We start from the raw sequence: 16285 nt of genomic DNA, 5'->3' as shown, positions 1-16285 counted from the left end.
CGCCCCTGGATTCCCCGGCGCACCACTCGGGGCGCACCCGCGGACCCCCCGAAGGCACCGCGACCTGTGTGAACCACCGGGAACGGCCGGACCCGCGTCACCACCTCAGAGCGGTCAGGCCCGCGTGAACGCCCCAGGGGTCAGAGCCGGCCGGACCTGATGCGGGCCAGCCAGTCGGCGGCCTCGGCGAACTGGGTGTCGGCCGTGCCCCTCTTGATCTGCGGCGTGACCCCGTCGGCGCGGGGGTAGCTGCCGAGGAAGCGCACCTCGCCGCAGATGCGGTGGAGCCCGGCGACGGCCTCGCCCACCCGCGCGTCGGCGATGTGCCCCTCGAAGTCGAAGTGGAAGAAATAGCGCCCGATGCCGTCGCCCGTCGGCCGGGACTCGATGCGGGTCAGGTTGACCCCGCGCACGGAGAACTCGGTCAGCATCTCCAGCAGCGCGCCCGGGTGGTCGTCGGCCAGGAAGACGACCAGCGTGGTGCGGTCGGAGCCGGTCGCCTCCGGCAGCGGCCCCGGACGGCTCACCTTGACGAACCTGGTCACCGTGTCGGACCGGTCGCCGATGTCGCCGGCCAGCGCGACCAGCCCGTAGTGCTCGCCGGCGATGCGCGCGGCGATGGCCGCGTCGTACGGCGAGCCGGGCAGCGAGACCTCCTGGGCCGCGGCCGCCGTGGAAGGCGCGGCGACCACCACGGCGTCGGGCAGCTCGCGGGCGATGAAGGCGCGGCACTGCGTGATGGCCGCGGGATGGGTGTAGACCCGCTTGATGTGCGCGATCTCGGTGTCGGGCCTGGCCAGCAGCGAGAACTGGACCGGCAGCAGCAGCTCGGCCGTGATCGTCAACGGCTCGCCCCACGCGAACTCGTCGAGCGTCGTGGTGATCGCGCCCTCGATGGAGTTCTCCAGCGGCACGACGGCGCCGTCGGCGTCACCGGAACGGGCGGCGTTGAGCGCCGCGCTCACCGTGGCGCAGGGCAGGCGCTCGGCGGCGGGGTCAAGGAGCCTCAGGGCCTCTTCGGTGAAGGTCCCTTCCGGTCCGAGATAGGCGAGTCTGGGCATGCATCCAGAGTATCCGCAGGTGGTCGCAGCACGCCGCCCTTTCGCCGACCGCGTACGGCACCCGTGCGGACACTCAGCGTGAACCTTTGAGGACCCGCGGCGGGACCAGCGGCCCCAGCCCGGGCCGGGCCGCCCGCACCGCCTGCTCCTCCTCCGGCGACAGCGGCTGCTGCCCCTTCCCGCCCACCACCGGACGCACGTACGTGCGCGTCTCGCTGGTGCCGTTGATCGAGGTCAGCACGATGCCGTCGCCCAGCCCGTTGATCATGGCCACCGAGAACGAGAGCCTGCCGCTCATCTCGGCGAGCGCGTCGTAGCGGCACACGGCCACGTCCCTGATCGCCCTGAGGTCGCCGGCGCCTTCGCCGGCCTGCCTGGCCACCCTGCGCAGACAGTCGTCGACGGCGGCCCTGGCCTGCCTGAGGCCCATGTAGCCGATGAACACGCCACTCACCCCGGCCACGAGGCCCACGACTACCCAAGCGGTAACGAGCACGCCACAGAGGGTAATACTTCGGTCAAGCCAGTTGCCGCCTTTTGGGCAACCAGGACGCCAGCAGCCAGACCAGAACCAGCGCCCCGAGCCCGAACCCGTCCTGCACGATCTTCCCGAGCACCAGGCTCACCCCCGGGATCCCGGCGGCGATCAGCGAGACCCCCCACCAGGGCACGGGCACCACGTAGAACAGCCAGACCCCCGCGGCCACCCGCAGCCTCACCGGATCGCGCCCGTCGCCGACGATCGCCCCGAGCACCACGACCACCCAGGCCAGATGGTGGATCCAGGCGACCGGCGAGAGCAGCACCGCCATCAGCGACGTCAGCGCCACCGCCGTCAGCTCGTCCTTCGCCAGGTACGCCGCCCGCGCCGCCCGGAACCCGTACCAGGCCACGGCCGCCACGATCACCGCCCAGATCACGAACGTCAGCGGCTCCGGCATGTACAGCCGCAGCAACATGCCGCGGATCGACTGGTTCGTCGTGGCGGTGTTCGCCCCCAGCCGCTCCGGATCGAGCAGCGCCGAGAACCAGAAGGCGGACGCGTCCTGCGGGATCACCACGAACGGCAGCACCGTCAGCACGGCCGCCACGAAGGCCGCCATGAAGAACGTCCGCCACTGCCTGGTGACCAGGAAGTAGATCAGGAAGACGCCGGGCGTCAGCTTGACGGCCGTGGCCAGCCCGACCAGGAACCCCCGGGGCAGCCAGGGCCGCCGTGCCAGGCAGTCCACCAGGCACAGGGCGACCAGCAGGATGTCCACCTGCCCGAACCGCACCTGGTCCCGGATCGGCATCAGGTACGTGCAGGCCACCATGAGCAGCCCGAACACCCATGGCACGTAGGCCCGCAGCGCCTGGCGGAAGGCGAACCAGACGGTGACCGCCAGCGCCGCGAAGATGCCGGCCGTCCACACCCATTGGGCGGTGCCCCAGGACATCTCGGCCAGCGCCACGGCCAGCATGGCCGCGACGGGCGGATAGGTGAACGGCAGCAGCTGGGGCGCCGGGGTGAAGAAGTCGTACACCGGACGGCCGTCGAGCAGCATCTGGCCGCCGGTACGGTAGACGTCGAGGTCGACGAGCCGCTGGTCGTCCGGGTTGGTCAGCCACGTGTGCACGAGAGGCGCGGCCGCCGCCGCGACGACGAGCGCCACCACCACCCACGCCCACCACTGCCGCCGGATCACTCGCACCTCGCCTCTTGTCACGATGTGGCACGTTACCGTGGCTGTTGATCGAGGGCGCAGACACTGGGGGTTCCGCACATGCCTTACGCCACGCTCGGGGGCGAGCACCAAGCGCGTCGCGTACGCCCCGCGACCCCGAGCGCCCGCCCCGAGCCCCCGCACAATCTCGGTGCAGCGGCGCCTCGGGCGCGCCGCCATCTCGTCACGGTGCTCCTCGGCCTCCTGCTCGCCGCCCTCCTCCTCCCCGGCACGGCCGCCGCCGCCCAGGGGAACGCCGCGGCGGCCTCGGGCAACGGCGTCCCGGGGCAAGGCGGGCCGGCAGGGCGGCGGGTCGTCGTGGTCGGCGTCCCCGGTCTCCAGTGGAGTGACTTCAGCGAGTCGGGCACCCCGACCCTGTGGAAGCTCGTCGCCCAGGGCAGCTCGGCGTCACTGTCCACCCGCGCCGTCCCGCCCAAGGACCGTGGCCTCACCTGCCCCATGGCCGGCTGGCTGACCGTCTCCGCCGGTCAGCGCGCCGGCACTCCCGGACAGGGCTGCCCCGCCGCGACGCCTCCTCAGCCCGCCGGGGAGGGCGCCACCGTCCCCGGGTGGCGGGAGCTGGTGGCCTTCCAGGCCGACACCGGCTACGCGGCCCAGATCGGCACGCTCGGCCAGTTGGTGGCGGACGGCGGAGGCAAGGTGGCGGCGATCGGCCCCGGCGCCGCCCTCGCCGCCGCCGACAAGACCGGAAAAATCACCAAATACGCCCCCACCCTCGACGCCCTGAACGACCTGACCCCCTACAACCTGATCGTCTTCGAAGCCGCCGACCTCACCACCGCCTGGGCCCGCGGCCCCCTCGACGATCACGGAATCCCGGTCTCGCTCCCGGCCGCCGAACGCCAAGCCGCCGCAACCAGGGCAGACCAGCAGATCGCCGCCCTGATCGGCAAAGTGCCCCAGAACACCACCGTCCTGCTCGCCGGCATCTCCGACCTCGGCCCGAACGCCCACCTCCACGCGGCCCTCGCCACGGGACCGTCCCCGAGCGGGCAGCCGTACCCGCAGGGTGGCTCTCTCACCGCCTCCTCCACCCGCCAGGACGGCCTGGTCACCATCACCGACCTCACCGCCACCGCCATCCAGCTCCTGGGCCTGACCGCCCCTCGCGACGTGGTCGGCCGCGCCTGGCAGCCCGACGGCGACGCCTCCGCGCCGGCCGCCGCCACGGTGACCCGACTGGCCGACGGCGACCTGGCCAGCCAGGTGCTCCGGGACGTACGCGGGCCCTTCTTCACCGTCCTGGTGAGCGTCCAGCTGCTCTTCTACGCCCTGGCCGCCCTGGCGCTGCGCCGCCGCCGCTCCTCCCGCGTCCGGCAGGCCCCGCCCGCGTCCGACGCCGCCGGCTCGTCGGCCGACCGCACGCCCACGGCGACCGCCGCCGTGCCGGGCGCTCCCCAGGCGAACGACCACCCTGCCCCAGCTGCGGGCGGCGACCCGGCCGACGCCTCGAAGCTGCTGGCCGCCATCCAGGTGGTGGCGACCGTCAGCGGCGCCATCGCCGTCTCCACGTTCCTGGCCCAGCTCGTGCCGTGGTGGAGCCTGCCGATGCCGATGGTCTCGGTGATCGTGACGATCCTGGCCATCGCCGCCCTGATCACCGGCCTCGCGTTCGCCGGCCCCTGGCGTGCGCACGTGCTCGGCCCGCTCACCGTGGTCGCGGCCGTCACCTCGCTCGCCCTCCTCATCGACGTGATGACCGGCTCGGCCCTCCAGGTCAACGCCGTGACCGGCTACGAACCCGTCACCGGAGGACGGTTCTACGGCTTCAGCAACATCGCCTTCGCCATCTACGCCACCGGCACGGTTCTCGGCCTGGCCGGGGTGGCGCACTGGCTGCTCGGCAGGGGCGTCTCCAGGACGGTGGTCGTGGCGCTGTGCGGCCTGTACGGCGCCTTCGCCGTCTTCGCGGACGGCTCGCCCTCGTGGGGCGCGGACTTCGGCGGTGTCCCGGCGTTCGTGATCGGGGTGGCGGTCTTCCTCATCCTGCTCTCCGGCAGGCGGGTGTCGGTGGTGAAACTCCTGCTCGTGGGGGTGGGCGCGGTCGCGCTGATCGCCGCCATCTCGGTCTTCGACTGGATGCGCCCGGCCGACAGGCGCACGCACCTCGGCGCGTTCGTGCAGCAGATCATCGACGGCCAGGCGTGGACCGTCGTCGGACGCAAGTTCGGGGCCATGATCGGCGTGACCGTGGGCAACTGGCCGCTGACCCTGCTCTCGCTGGTCGCGCTGGCCTTCCTGTTCCTGGTGCTGGCCCGCCCGTCGCGATGGGGGATCTCGGCGCTGGGTCAGGCGTACACGCTGGCCCCGCCGCTCAGGGCCGGCCTGTTCGGGACGCTCACCTGCGCCTTCATCGGCTTCCTGATGAACGACTCGGGCATCGCCATCCCGGCCATGGCGCTCACGGTGGCGGTGCCGCTGACGCTCGCGGCCTGCGTACGGGCCCTCCAGCTCGCCACGCCCACACCACCAGCAGAACGGTCAACGCCAGCAGCGCCCACGCGATCTGAGGCCTGAGGACGCCACTGAGCCATTCGACGCCCCGCGGCTGCCCGTCGACCCGGGCGGGCAGGTAGGCCAGGGACAGGACCAGCAGGTGGGCGACCATGAACCCGTCGACCGCCGAGGCGCCCACCAGGGCGAGCATGCCGAACGCCAGCCCGTCGTACCAGGGCAGGAGGTACGGCGTGGCGAACAGGTAGGCCACGACGAGCGCCGCCGCCACGACCGGCGCCTCCAGCCCTCCGGAGGCCCCCTCGCGGAAGGCGGACCGCCGGGACGCCAGCCGGAGCAACGACCAGGCGACGAGCGCGAGCACCACCAGCGCGCTCACCTGGATCTCGCCCCGGTACGCGCGCCCGGTGCCCACCAGGGCCCAGAGCCACCCCTGCACCAGCTTCCAGAACGAGGCGTGCGAGATCGCCTTGCTGGTGGTCGTCACCGGCGTGATCGCCTCGGGCCCGACGACCGCGTAGCCGACGACCACCACGGCCAGCGCGCCGGCCGCCATGACGGCGAGCCGCCCGGGACGTCGGCGCAGCTCCCACGCGGGCCCCAGCGCCACCAGCCCCGCGTTGAGCTTCGTCGCCACCCCCAGCCCGAGCAGCACCCCCGACGCGACCGGACGTGCCCTGGCCAGCAGCGCGGCCACCATGCACGCGATGGCCAGGGTGTCGGCGTGCATGCCCGCGACCAGGTGGTAGAGCAGGAGCGGATTGACCGCCCACAACAGGGCGGCCCGCAGCCGCCGGGCGGGATCGTCCCTGGTGAAGCGGTCGATCAGCAGGGCCGTGACGACGAAGGCGGCGGCGTTGAACACCGCCAGCACGAAGATGGTCAACCGGAGCGAGTCGCCGCCGATCCAGCTCGCCAGCGCCTGCAGAGCGGTGGCGACGGGCCCGTAGACGCTGGGTTCCTCGCGCCACGGCCGCTCGACCGCGTCGGCGATGGGATCGCCCGGCAGGTCGACGGCGCCGTGCGTGTAGGGGTTGAGCCCCAGCGTGACCATCCGGCCGTACACGGCGTAGTTGAGGTGGTCGCCGGAGCCCGAGGGAGGCAGGAACGCGAGCACCCCCGCGGCGAGACAACCGAGCAGCACCAGCGGCCGGACCGGCAGCCCGGGACGCGGCCCGGCGGCCAGCGCCGCCAGCAGCCCGGCTCCGCCGATGAGCAGAGCCGCCGCGGCCAGGACGAGCACCGCATAAGGATCAGGACGGGCATCCAGCCAGTACGGCGGCTGCCACCCCGGCCCGCCCAGCGCGGGCACCATGGGAGAGGGCCCGAGCAACCCGATCGTGATCGTCAGGAGCACCGAGACCGCGATCATCACCAGCCCGGGAACCGCGAGCCGCGCTCGAACGGCGTCGAGGAGCCGCCCCGGCCGAGGCGCCGCCGCCCGCCCACCGGCCGCGGAGGCCCGGGCGAACACCGGCCGCCCACCGGCCGCGGAGGCCCGGGCGAACACCGGCCGCCCACCCCACGCGACGACCCCGCCCCCGCCCGCCGGGAACCGGCGCCGGTCGGCGGCAGACCACGGAAGCCGCAGCGATGCCACCCGGAAGGGTGGGGCTTGTGCTTGTTTGCGGCGTCTCTCCGAAGTCACCCGCAAATTCCAGCACACTCGTCACGGCGCCAGCCCCAGATCATCCACGCCTGTGGATAACCCGGAGCACGAAATCACCGCTTGGGAAGGAGTTTGCCGAGACTTTCGACGACCACCGGCTCCCGGCTCGCCAGAGCCAGAGCGACGTCCCGCAGCTGCCGAGCGCGGTGCAGCTGGGCCCGCCAGTCGTTGCCGGTGGCCCGGTGGGACATCTCCACCTCGACCTCGACGACCCTGAACCCCTTGCGCAGCAGGTCGATGGTGAGCGCCGTCTCCACGCCGAACCCGTGCGCCAGCGGCCGGGCGGCCTCGAAGGCGGCTCGGGTCAGGCAACGCTGGCCGTTGAGCGGCTGGGCGGCCTCGAAGCCGGTGGCGCGGCGGATGCCGTCTTTGGACACGCGCACGACTAACCCATGGCCGCCGAGCTTCACCCGCGTGCCGAACAGCGCGATCGTCATGTCGGCCTTGCCCTCGCGCACGGGCTCCACCAGCGGCGCCGCGGCGCTCGCCGTGTCACCCAGGTCGGCGTCGAGGAAGAGCAGGTGGCGAGGGGTACGGTCCTCGTCGAGGAGGCGTACGGCCTCAGCGCCCGTCTCCATGGCCGCGGCCTTGCCTCGGTTGCGGCTGTGGCGGACCACCCGCGCGCCCGCCGCCCGCGCCACCTTGCCGGTGCGGTCGTGCGAGCCGTCGTCGACGACCACGACGAGATCGACGCCCGGCAGGCCGGCCGCCGCGGCGACGGTGGCGGCGATGCGGTCGCCCTCGTTCACCGCGGGAATGACGACGGCCGTGTCAGCCTGCGTCATGATCCCTCGGTGATGAGGAACTCCTGCGGCAGCTCGTCATGCACGGTGAACACCGAGACGAGCCCCGTCACCTGCAGGATCTTGCGGACGGCCGGACGCGGCGCGGCCACCTCCAGCACACCTCCCCGCTCTTTCATGCGCTTGAGCGCCGAGAGCAGCACGTTCATCCCCGTGGAGTCGCAGAAATCCACGGCGGACATGTCGATGACCACCCGGCTGGGCTCGTCCTGCAGCAGCCGAGTGAACTCGGCCTGCAGGTGAGGCGCCGTATAGAGGTCGATTTCTCCGGCGATGGCAACGAGTGCGCACCCGGCATGTGATCGAGTCGAGACCTTGAGCTCCACATGGGCAGGCTAGCGGCGCGGAGGCTTCCGGTCACGTTGTCACGCCGAGAGGGGAACGACAGGTTTTTGTCCTCCGTTTGGGCTCCATCAAAACGGAGAGTACGCGAAGCTTGACAGCGTGACACCGGAACCGGCAACGCTTCATGGAGAAGGAGGGGCTGTGGCCCGCCCCATGGGCCTCGTATCGATGAATGCAGAGAAACCTGAAGATCCACAGCGTCAGGGGCTCCGGGAACGTCTGGAGACCATCCTCATCCGCACAGAAAAGGCCACGTCATGGCATGACGAAGCAGCGCGCCTGCGCAGTCTGCTGAACCACGAGGGCTACGTCCCGATCCGCACCAGGCTGGCGAGCGAAGACCTCGACTTCCTGGCCGGCTCCCGCGCCGACCTGCTCAGGTTCGCCGAGCTCGGGCTGCGGCTGCTCGACCTGCACCAGCCGCGCGACGCGGGTGGCATCACGAGCGACACCGCCAACCCGATCCTGCGGTGCCGGAGCTGCATGTGGCGCTGGCCCTGCCCGACGTTCCGGGCGATGTCGGAGTCGTTCGGGCAACGCGACACCGCGCTCCCCGAACCCGCCTGACCCGGGCGCCCTGACCCGGGCGACCCACGACCGAGGAAGCGAGACCACAGCGGAAGATCGAGGCAGGACACCGTGCGGGAACGTCAACTTCCGGACACCAGGGGCAACCGGATCTCGAACCGGCACCCCGGTCCTTCGTTGACCACCCCGATCATCCCATCATGCGCCTCGACGATCCCCTGGGCGATCGCCAGCCCGAGCCCGGCGCCGCCGTCGGCGGTGGGCGTACGCGCGGCCTCCCCCCGGAACGCCACCTCGAACACCCGAGGCAGATCCTCCTCGGGAATCCCCCCGCAACCGTCGGCCACCGAGAGGCAGGCCATCCCCTGCTCGTCCACCCCCGCCCGCAGCACCACGGCCCGTTCCGACGGCGTGTGCCGGATGGCGTTGACGACCAGGTTCCGCAGTGCCCGGCCCAGCGCCGCCGCGTCGGCCTCCACGGGCACCGCCCCCGCCGCCTCCGCCGTGAGCACCACCCCCTTGGCCCTGGCCAGCGGCTCGACCCCGGCCAGCGTGTCCGCGACGAGGTCGGCGAGCCCGATCCTGGCCCGCGAGAGCCGCAACGCGCCCGCGTGGATGCGCGACAGCTCGAACAGGTCGTCCACCATGGCCGAGAGCCGTTCGACCTCCAGCTTGATCTGGCCGTGGTAGCGCGCGACCGTCTCGTGGTCGGCCACCACCCCGTCCTCCAGGGCCTCGGCCATGGCCCGCAGGCCGGCGAGCGGCGTGCGCAGGTCGTGGCTCACCCAGGCGACCAGTTCCCGGCGCGCGCCTTCGAGCGCGCGTTCCCGCGCGTACGCCTCCTCAAGGGTGCTCGCGATCTCCTGGAGCTCGGCCGGCAACCCCAGCGGCGCCCTGAACGGCACGTCGCGCACGGCCGCCACCAGCCGCCTGCTCTCCCCCACCACCCGCCTGGCCAGCACGAACGCGACCCCGAGCCCCACCAGGCCGCCCACCGCGACCACGCTGAGCACGAAGTCCTTGACCGCCCCCTCGATGATCATCTTCATGGTGATGGCGACCACGCCCGCCAGCGTCGCCGCCACGGCGACCACCACCACGACGGCCAGCATCACCCCGATCGACCTGGTCCGCAGCCGTCCCATGGCCCATACGCCGGCGGCGGCGACCAGCAGCCCCAGCCCCGCCGAGACGGCCACGACCATGGGCAGCTCGCTCACCGACACCATGGGATCGGGAGGCGTCACCCCGCGCTCTCCTGCGGCTCGTACCGGTAGCCGACACCCCAGACCGTGACGATCCGCCGCGGCTCGGTCGGGTCCGCCTCGACCTTCTCCCGCAACCGCCGCACGTGCACGGTCACGGTCGAGGAGTCGCCGAACGACCATCCCCACACCTGGTCGAGCAGCGCCGACCGGCTGAACGCCTGCCGCGGGTTGCGCATGAGGTAGGCCAGCAGGTCGAACTCCCTGGCCGTCAGCATCACCCGCGCGCCGCCGAGCCGCACCTCGTGGGCGCCGACGTCCACGACGAGGTCGCCGTCGCGCAGCACGCCGGTGCCGGCCGTGACCGACGCCCCCCGCGCCCGGCGCAGCACCGACTGCACGCGCAAGGCCAGCTCCCGGGGGCTGAACGGCTTCGTCACGTAGTCGTCGGCCCCGGTCTCCAGGCCCACCACCCGGTCGATCTCCTCGCCGAGCGCGGTCAGCATGATCACCGGGACCGGCCACCGCTCCCTGAGCTTCCTGCACACCTGGAGCCCGTCGATCCTGGGCAGCATCAGGTCGAGCACCATGAGGTCGGGCGGGTCGGCCAGGGCCCTGCGCAGCGCCTCGGCGCCGTCGCCCACGCACTCCACCTCGTGCCCGTCGCGCTCCAGATAGCGCGCCACGACCTCGGACACGGTCGGATCGTCGTCGACCACCAGGATGCGGGTGTTCACCGTCTCACCGTACGGCTGAGCCCCACGTGGCGGACATGGTGGCGGACATGGACGTCACAGGTTCGTAAGCCTCGCGGATCATGCTCGCAGGACGTACGGTGGCCTCATGAGTAGAGTCGTGATGCTCGTTTTAGGGACCCTTCTCGGTCTCTTCGTGCTGTTCAACTTCCTGCTGCCGCTGCTGGCAGGTCTGTTCAAGTTCGCCCTGATCGTCGGGGTCGTCGGCCTGATCGTCTTCATCACCGTCACCGTCGTCGGTAAGTCCCGTTCGTCGCAGTGACGTCGCTTCTGTTCGATCCGTGGCTGGTGGGGATCACCATGATGGCGATCCTCCTGCTTGCCACGTGGGCGGCCACGTTGCCGCCCGTCCTCGGCGGTGAGTCTCCCGGCTTCCCGCTGACCTACGCGCGCCGCACGGCCTTCCAGCGGCTGCGCGATCCCGACGCGGCCGGACGCCCGCGTCCACGAGCGCCTTAGGCGAGCCCCGCTTCCGTCAAAGCGGGGCTCATCGTCATGGGTGAGCCCTGATCCGTCGTCATGTCTGAAGGGCTCATGATCGATTCACTTGTCACGTTCGTCATCGGCGTGTCCGGCGGCCATGCCGCGCTCGCCATCGTGCTGTTCACCCTCGCCGTACGCCTGGTCCTGCTGCCGCTCAACGTCCGGCAGGCGCGGGCCGGCCAGGTCCGGCAGCGGCTCGCGCCGAAGTTGCAGGAGCTGCGCAAGCGCCATGGGCGCGATCCCGAGCGGCTGTCCAAGGAGCTGACCGCTCTGTACGCCCGGGAGGGCACGTCGCCGTTCGCGGGGATCTTGCCGATGCTGGCGCAATTGCCGTTCCTGTGGCTGATGTTCAGGGTGGCCACGCACCCGACGGCACTGGCCGGTCACACTCTGTTCGGGGCGCCGCTGGGCCAGCAGCTCGCGGGCGTGGTGGCCAATTTCGGTCTGATCAGTTGGCCGGTTTCGGTCTTTGTCATCGTGATCGCGGGGCTCGTGCTGCTGGCATGGCTGTCGGCACGCTCGATCAAGGTGTCGGAGGAGCAGCCTGAGTTGCTGCGCAGGGTCATGCCGCTGTTGCCGTACGGCTCCGCGCTGGCCGTGCTCGTGCTCCCCCTGGCGGCCGGCCTGTACCTCCTGGTCTCCACGGCGTGGGCCGTCACCGAACGGGCCGCACTGGCGGCCAGGACCGCCTAACCGGCCTCCTTCAGGGCCGCGACCTGCCCGTTCACCGCCGCCCCGTTGGGTGCGGGCAGGATGGCCCACACCGTCGTCGTGTCACCGTCGTGACGAACCCCCCAGCTCTCAGCCACGTATTCGACGATCCCCAGCCCCCGGCCCCCGAGCGAAGACAGGGTCGGGCGGCCCGCCCGCGGCTCCGTCGCCGCACCCCCGTCGCTGACCGCCACCTCTATGTGATCGTCGCTACGCATCCAGGCGACCCTCACCATGCCTGAAGGCAGCGGATGCGCGTGCCGCAGCGCGTTGCTCAGCAACTCGCTCACCACCAGCACCGCATCGTCGATCGCGGCGGTGTAGACCCCACAATCCTGCAGGTCAGTGCTCAGACGCTGGCGGGCGACGGCGACGCTGGACGGCGCGTACGGCAGCAGCACCACGCTTGACACACCCACCTCCCCGTTCCCTGTGCCCCCCGCGGGAACACTCCCCGGTACGACCGAAATGCCCCGTTAGCCAATCGCAGAAACCGCATCTCGATCACAGCTTGTACACATTGGACGATAGATCAGCTCAACTGTGACCACCTCGTTACCGCATCGGTGTGTCGGATCGGATAGGGGAAGCGCGCCTCAGGATCAACCGCATCCTCGTACCCCCTCCGGGCCTCGGTTGAGCACTCACTTCTCCCCCCTGTGCCCTGGCCAGACTGCGCACGATGTAGAGCCCGAGCCCCACTCCACCAAAGCGTCTCCGGTCCCCGCTGTCCACCTGGACGAAGCGCTCAAAGATCCGTTCGCGGTCAGGCGGTGGGATTCCGACCCCCTCGTCATCCACCACTACGACCACGCCGTCGTCTTCGGGCCAAGCTTCAACACAGATCAATCCACCCATTGGGGAATATTTAAACGCGTTCTCCAGCAATTGCCCCAAGACGATGTCGGTTGCCAGGGCGTCACCCAGCACCGGCGGCAATTCGTCCGGGATGCGTACTTCGACGCGGTGGCGGTCGGACAACGCGGGGAGGCCGAGCGTGGCCGCGTGGATCCGGGCCGCGAGGTCGAACGCCTCGATCCGCACGGCCAGCTCGTCCGCGCCCGCCCTGGCTCCCAGCAGCAGGTGGTCCATGAGCTGGCCCAGCGATCCGGCCCGCTCGGCGATCGTGTGCACGGCCGAGCGGCGTTCCGCGTCGCTCATCTTGTCCCAGCGCGCGTCGAGCGTGCCGGCGAACCCGCGCACGATCGTGATCGGCGTGCGCAGCTCGTGGCTGGTGGTGGCCAGGAAGAGGTCCTTGGCCTCCTCCAGCTCCTTGGCCTGGGTGACGTCGCGGAAGTCGATGACGATCTCGCCGGTCTCCTCGATGCGCGCGCTCACCACGTCCAGCCAGCGCCCGTTCTCCAGCTGGAACGTGAGCTTCTCGCCGGGGCTGGGCAGCGGGAACGGCGGCGGGCCGCCGATCACCGCGTCGGCGGGGAAGGCGGTCAGCTCGGCCGCGGCGGGGTTCCAGCGCACGACCCGGCCGGCGTCGTCCAGCACGGCGATGCCGTCGGCGCTGGCGTCGAACACGGCCCGCTCGTGCGCCCGCTGCCGCACCGCCTCCTGGTAGGCCACCGCATTCCCCACCGCGATGCCGGCGTGCCCGGCCAGCAGTTCGAGCAGCTCCAGCTCCAGGTGGCCGGGGGCGGGCCCGGCGAACAGCGCGTAGAGGGCGCCGTAGGGGCGGCCGCCGACCGCGGCCAGGCCGAGCGCGATCGTGTGCAGCCCGTTGAGCCTGGCCCACACCAGGTCGCCGAGCCCCTGGGACTCCAGCATGACGGTCTTGCCCGTCCGTAAGAGCTTGTCCACCAGGCTCGTCCGCAGGCCGGTGGTGGTGCCCCTGAGCGTCTCCGGCAGCCGGTACGTGCTGACCAGCCGCAGCCGCTCGCCCTCGATCAGCACGAACCCGCCCGCGTCCGCGCCCGTCAGCTCGGTGAGGCTGGCCGAGATGCGGTCGAGCACGGCCGGCAGCTCCAGCTCGGAGTTGATGTCGCCGACCACGTCGGTGAGCCGGCGCACCAGCCTGGCCCGGCGTTCCATGCGCAGCCCGGCGACCTCGTCGGCCCGCGCGGGATGGTGGGCCAGGACGTAGCCGACCACGGAGTTGCCCATGCGCAGGGCGTTGATGTCCACCCGCAGGTCGAGCGGCCTGCCGTCCTTGTGGACGCGCTTGGTGCGCAGCGACACCTGGCCCCCGGTGCGGACGCGCTCCAGCACCGCGTTGTGCTCGGCGGCCAGCTCGTCGGGGACGATCGGCGCCCGGCGACCCAGCATCTCGGCCGCCGTCCAGCCGAACAGGTGCTCGGCCGCCGCGTTCCAGACCAGCACGCTCTGGTCGCGGTCGAGCGCCACCACGGCGTTGGGGGACCCGGCGAGCACGGCGCGAGCGATCTCCTCGTCACTGCCGACCCATGCGTATCCCACACCTCCATAGTGCACGTGGCGTGGTGGGTCTGACGGGCGATCCGTCCGATACGCTGCGCTCACGAAGATTCCGGTGGCTGAAACGGGTGAGCGGCATGTCGAGCAGCGACCTCGATGCCCTGCTGAGAGTGACCTCCAGCACCTACAAGGGCGAGGGGCCGCCACACATCGCGTTCGGCACCTACGACGGCGCCGTGGGCAGGCTGGTGCTCGCGGTGACCGGCAAGGGCATCGCGGCCTGCAGCTTCGAGGCCGAGAACACCGTGTTCGAGCGGGTGGCCAAGGAGGTCGGCACGTTCATCGGGCCCGACGCCCGCCGCCTCGACCCGGTGCGCCGGGAGCTCGACGCGTACTTCTCCGGCCGGCTGCGCACCTTCGCCACGCCGGTCGACCTCGCGCTGGCCACGCCGTTCGCCCGTACCGTGCTGCAGAAGACCATGGCGGTGCCCTACGGCACGACCACGACGTACGAGGAGATCGGCGCGAGCATCGGACGGCCGCGCGCCCTTCGCGCGGTCGGCAACGCGGTCGGCGCCAACCCGGTGTGCGTGATCGTGCCCTGCCATCGGGTGGTCCGCGAGGACGGCGAGCTCGGCGACTACGCCGGAGGCGTGGCCGCCAAGCAGCACCTGCTCAACGTCGAACGCCGGGTCTCAGCGGGCCGCTGAGCGACGCCGGCCGAGCACGCCGATGAGCAGCGTCACCAGGGCCGCGACCAGCGCCCCGCCGAGCGCGCCGTTCATCCACGGCTCCCGCGTGAAGCCGACGGCCTCGCGGGCGGAGGCCCAGAAGCCGTCCCAGCCGGCGACCGTGGGCGTCGAGGTGGTGAACCAGTAGGCGGCGAAGCCCAGCGCCCACGGCAGCAGCATCAGCCAGCGCGAGGGCGCGTCCTCGGCGGTGTTCCAGCGGGCCGCGCCGCCGAGCACGAAGTAGTCGACGGCCAGCACGGCGAACATCGGCACGAACACCGCGCCGATCACCCCGAGGAACGCGCCGTAGGAGGTGACGTCCACGACCAGGGCGATCGCGGTGGTGAGCACGCCGATCGCGGTCGAGACGACCCGGCGGTCCACCTTCGGCATCAGGTTCTGCAGCGAGACGGTGGTGGAGTAGACGTTGGCGAAGGACTGGTCGGTCTCGCGCAGCACCAGGATGCCGAAGAACAGCGCGCCCAGCGGCGCCGCGACGAACGGCTGGAACACGACCATGCCGTCGGCCTGGACCGCCTGGGCGCCCGCGATGGCCACCGCGTACACGCCGAGTGCCAGGCAGGCCACCTGGGCGACGGTGTAGCCGCCGACGACGCCGGTGAAGGCGGCCCGGCTGGAACGCGAGTGCCTGGCGAAGTCGGCGGCCATCGGCACCCACGACACCGACAGGGCGATGACGTAGTCGACGGCCGGGGCGAAGGCCGTCCACGACCCGCCCGTGTACGTCGGCGCCTCGCCCAGGAACGACACCGTGAACCAGATCAGCGACACGATCACGCCGGCGGTCACGTACCGGCGCAGCAGCCGGATCGACCCGAGCGGCCAGACGGCGAGCGCGGTGGTCAGCACCCCCGCCACCACCACCCACACCTGGTACGGGACGCTCCCGAAGATCGCGTTCGCGGCCTTGGCGATCACCCAGAGCTCGAAGGCCCCCCAGCCGAGCATCTGCACGATGTTCAGCACGGACGGGACGTACGACATCTTCGCCCCGAACAGCCCGCGCAGCAGCACCATCGCCGGCCGCCCGGTCTGCGTGCCGGGGATGGCCGACAGGCCGACCATGGCCGTGCCGATGAGGCTGCCGACCACGGCGGCCGTGAGCGCGGCCACGAGGCTGAGCGGCGCGTTGCCCAGGGGATCGATCAGGACGAGCGCGCCGGAGAAGCCGAGGAGGCTGACACCCAGGTTGGCCCAGAGCGCGCCCTGGTCGAGGACGCCGAGGGTCTTGGGGGGCGCGCCGTCAAGGGTCAGCGGAACTTCGTCGACGACATGCGTCATCGCACACTCCCTACGCCGGCATTACCCGGACAGGTTCAGGCGGTCGGCAGCGGCTGTGTTGCTGCCCTCTCAGCCCGGCACCCCGAGCTCCCGCGACTATGCAGTTGGCGCCCTCATCATGCCTCAATG

At 71.6% G+C, this 16285-nt stretch carries 17 protein-coding genes and 1 riboswitch; of the genes, 6 read left to right on the top strand and 11 right to left on the bottom strand.

The genetic code is table 11. The annotated features are described in order from the left end of the window. Window positions 1-140 precede the first annotated feature (140 nt). From pheA to ACFYUV_RS26305, 3 genes are all read right to left on the bottom strand, one after another. On the bottom strand, window positions 141-1061 hold the full coding sequence (gene pheA, locus ACFYUV_RS26315; RefSeq protein ID WP_387672065.1) for a prephenate dehydratase: 921 nt from the start codon (window positions 1059-1061) through the stop codon (window positions 141-143). A 73-nt stretch (window positions 1062-1134) separates the two neighbouring features. Next, complete coding sequence (locus ACFYUV_RS26310; RefSeq protein WP_387672063.1) at window positions 1135-1557, bottom strand: DUF4446 family protein; 423 nt, start codon at window positions 1555-1557, stop codon at window positions 1135-1137. A gap of 22 nt (window positions 1558-1579) precedes the next feature. Beyond that, complete coding sequence (locus ACFYUV_RS26305) at window positions 1580-2770, bottom strand: glycosyltransferase 87 family protein (RefSeq protein ID WP_387672060.1); 1191 nt, start codon at window positions 2768-2770, stop codon at window positions 1580-1582. A gap of 186 nt (window positions 2771-2956) precedes the next feature. On the opposite strand from ACFYUV_RS26305, the gene ACFYUV_RS26300 reads away from it, so the two are divergent. Continuing rightward, the gene (locus ACFYUV_RS26300) at window positions 2957-5305 is read left to right on the top strand and encodes a hypothetical protein (protein WP_387672057.1); all 2349 of its coding nucleotides are present in this window, start codon (window positions 2957-2959) and stop codon (window positions 5303-5305) included. On the opposite strand, the gene mptB is transcribed toward ACFYUV_RS26300, so the two are convergent. The 3 genes from mptB to ACFYUV_RS26285 form a co-directional block, all read right to left on the bottom strand. Next, a complete protein-coding gene (mptB, locus tag ACFYUV_RS26295) occupies window positions 5190-6752 on the bottom strand; it encodes a polyprenol phosphomannose-dependent alpha 1,6 mannosyltransferase MptB (RefSeq protein WP_387672054.1) in 1563 nt (520 codons plus the stop codon). The two genes, ACFYUV_RS26300 and mptB, sit on opposite strands and share 116 nt — an antisense overlap. Window positions 6753-6964: 212 nt before the next feature. Continuing rightward, window positions 6965-7696 carry a glycosyltransferase family 2 protein gene (locus ACFYUV_RS26290; protein ID WP_387672051.1) on the bottom strand — a complete coding sequence of 244 codons (732 nt, stop codon included), beginning with the start codon at window positions 7694-7696 and terminating at the stop codon, window positions 6965-6967. After that, on the bottom strand, window positions 7693-8040 hold the full coding sequence (locus ACFYUV_RS26285) for an STAS domain-containing protein (protein ID WP_387672049.1): 348 nt from the start codon (window positions 8038-8040) through the stop codon (window positions 7693-7695). The genes ACFYUV_RS26290 and ACFYUV_RS26285 overlap by 4 nt, the downstream gene beginning before the upstream one ends. 187 nt (window positions 8041-8227) lie before the next feature. Here ACFYUV_RS26285 and ACFYUV_RS26280 point away from each other — a divergent pair, with 187 nt between their 5' ends. Continuing rightward, on the top strand, window positions 8228-8626 hold the full coding sequence (locus ACFYUV_RS26280) for a hypothetical protein (protein WP_387672046.1): 399 nt from the start codon (window positions 8228-8230) through the stop codon (window positions 8624-8626). 83 nt (window positions 8627-8709) lie between these two features. Here ACFYUV_RS26280 and ACFYUV_RS26275 read toward each other — a convergent pair whose 3' ends face one another. Both ACFYUV_RS26275 and ACFYUV_RS26270 read right to left on the bottom strand, forming a co-directional pair. Next, window positions 8710-9834, bottom strand: coding sequence for a HAMP domain-containing sensor histidine kinase (locus ACFYUV_RS26275; protein WP_364327934.1), 1125 nt, complete (start codon window positions 9832-9834; stop codon window positions 8710-8712). Continuing rightward, complete coding sequence (locus tag ACFYUV_RS26270; RefSeq protein WP_387672043.1) at window positions 9831-10529, bottom strand: response regulator transcription factor; 699 nt, start codon at window positions 10527-10529, stop codon at window positions 9831-9833. Before ACFYUV_RS26270 ends, ACFYUV_RS26275 begins: the two co-directional genes overlap by 4 nt. Before the next feature lie 106 nt (window positions 10530-10635). Here ACFYUV_RS26270 and ACFYUV_RS26265 point away from each other — a divergent pair, with 106 nt between their 5' ends. The 3 genes from ACFYUV_RS26265 (at window position 10636) to ACFYUV_RS26255 (ending at window position 11723) form a co-directional block, all read left to right on the top strand. After that, on the top strand, window positions 10636-10809 hold the full coding sequence (locus ACFYUV_RS26265; RefSeq protein ID WP_358290981.1) for a hypothetical protein: 174 nt from the start codon (window positions 10636-10638) through the stop codon (window positions 10807-10809). Beyond that, window positions 10806-11006, top strand: coding sequence for a DUF6412 domain-containing protein (locus tag ACFYUV_RS26260; protein WP_352318263.1), 201 nt, complete (start codon window positions 10806-10808; stop codon window positions 11004-11006). The genes ACFYUV_RS26265 and ACFYUV_RS26260 overlap by 4 nt, the downstream gene beginning before the upstream one ends. 75 nt (window positions 11007-11081) lie before the next feature. Continuing rightward, complete coding sequence (locus ACFYUV_RS26255) at window positions 11082-11723, top strand: YidC/Oxa1 family membrane protein insertase (protein WP_387672039.1); 642 nt, start codon at window positions 11082-11084, stop codon at window positions 11721-11723. Here the strand turns inward: ACFYUV_RS26255 and ACFYUV_RS26250 are convergent. Next, on the bottom strand, window positions 11720-12145 hold the full coding sequence (locus ACFYUV_RS26250) for an ATP-binding protein (RefSeq protein ID WP_352363279.1): 426 nt from the start codon (window positions 12143-12145) through the stop codon (window positions 11720-11722). The two genes, ACFYUV_RS26255 and ACFYUV_RS26250, sit on opposite strands and share 4 nt — an antisense overlap. Before the next feature lie 151 nt (window positions 12146-12296). After that, window positions 12297-14165, bottom strand: a complete 1869-nt coding sequence (locus ACFYUV_RS26245; protein ID WP_387672036.1) for an ATP-binding protein — start codon at window positions 14163-14165, stop codon at window positions 12297-12299. Window positions 14166-14260: 95 nt separating this feature from the next. On the opposite strand from ACFYUV_RS26245, the gene ACFYUV_RS26240 reads away from it, so the two are divergent. Continuing rightward, window positions 14261-14833, top strand: a complete 573-nt coding sequence (locus ACFYUV_RS26240) for a methylated-DNA--[protein]-cysteine S-methyltransferase (protein ID WP_387672033.1) — start codon at window positions 14261-14263, stop codon at window positions 14831-14833. On the opposite strand, the gene ACFYUV_RS26235 is transcribed toward ACFYUV_RS26240, so the two are convergent. Continuing rightward, the gene (locus tag ACFYUV_RS26235; RefSeq protein WP_387672030.1) at window positions 14819-16156 is read right to left on the bottom strand and encodes a purine-cytosine permease family protein; all 1338 of its coding nucleotides are present in this window, start codon (window positions 16154-16156) and stop codon (window positions 14819-14821) included. The two genes, ACFYUV_RS26240 and ACFYUV_RS26235, sit on opposite strands and share 15 nt — an antisense overlap. Continuing rightward, window positions 16147-16260: riboswitch (TPP riboswitch) on the bottom strand. (Overlaps the previous gene by 10 nt.) Between the last annotated feature and the right edge of the window lie 25 nt (window positions 16261-16285).

Origin of the sequence: Nonomuraea sp. NPDC003560 (assembly GCF_042878785.1) — a bacterium.
Classification (GTDB): Bacteria; Actinomycetota; Actinomycetes; order Streptosporangiales; family Streptosporangiaceae; genus Nonomuraea.
The sequence above is the reverse complement of the archived record's forward strand: the minus strand, read 5'-3'. Positions and strand labels throughout refer to the sequence as shown.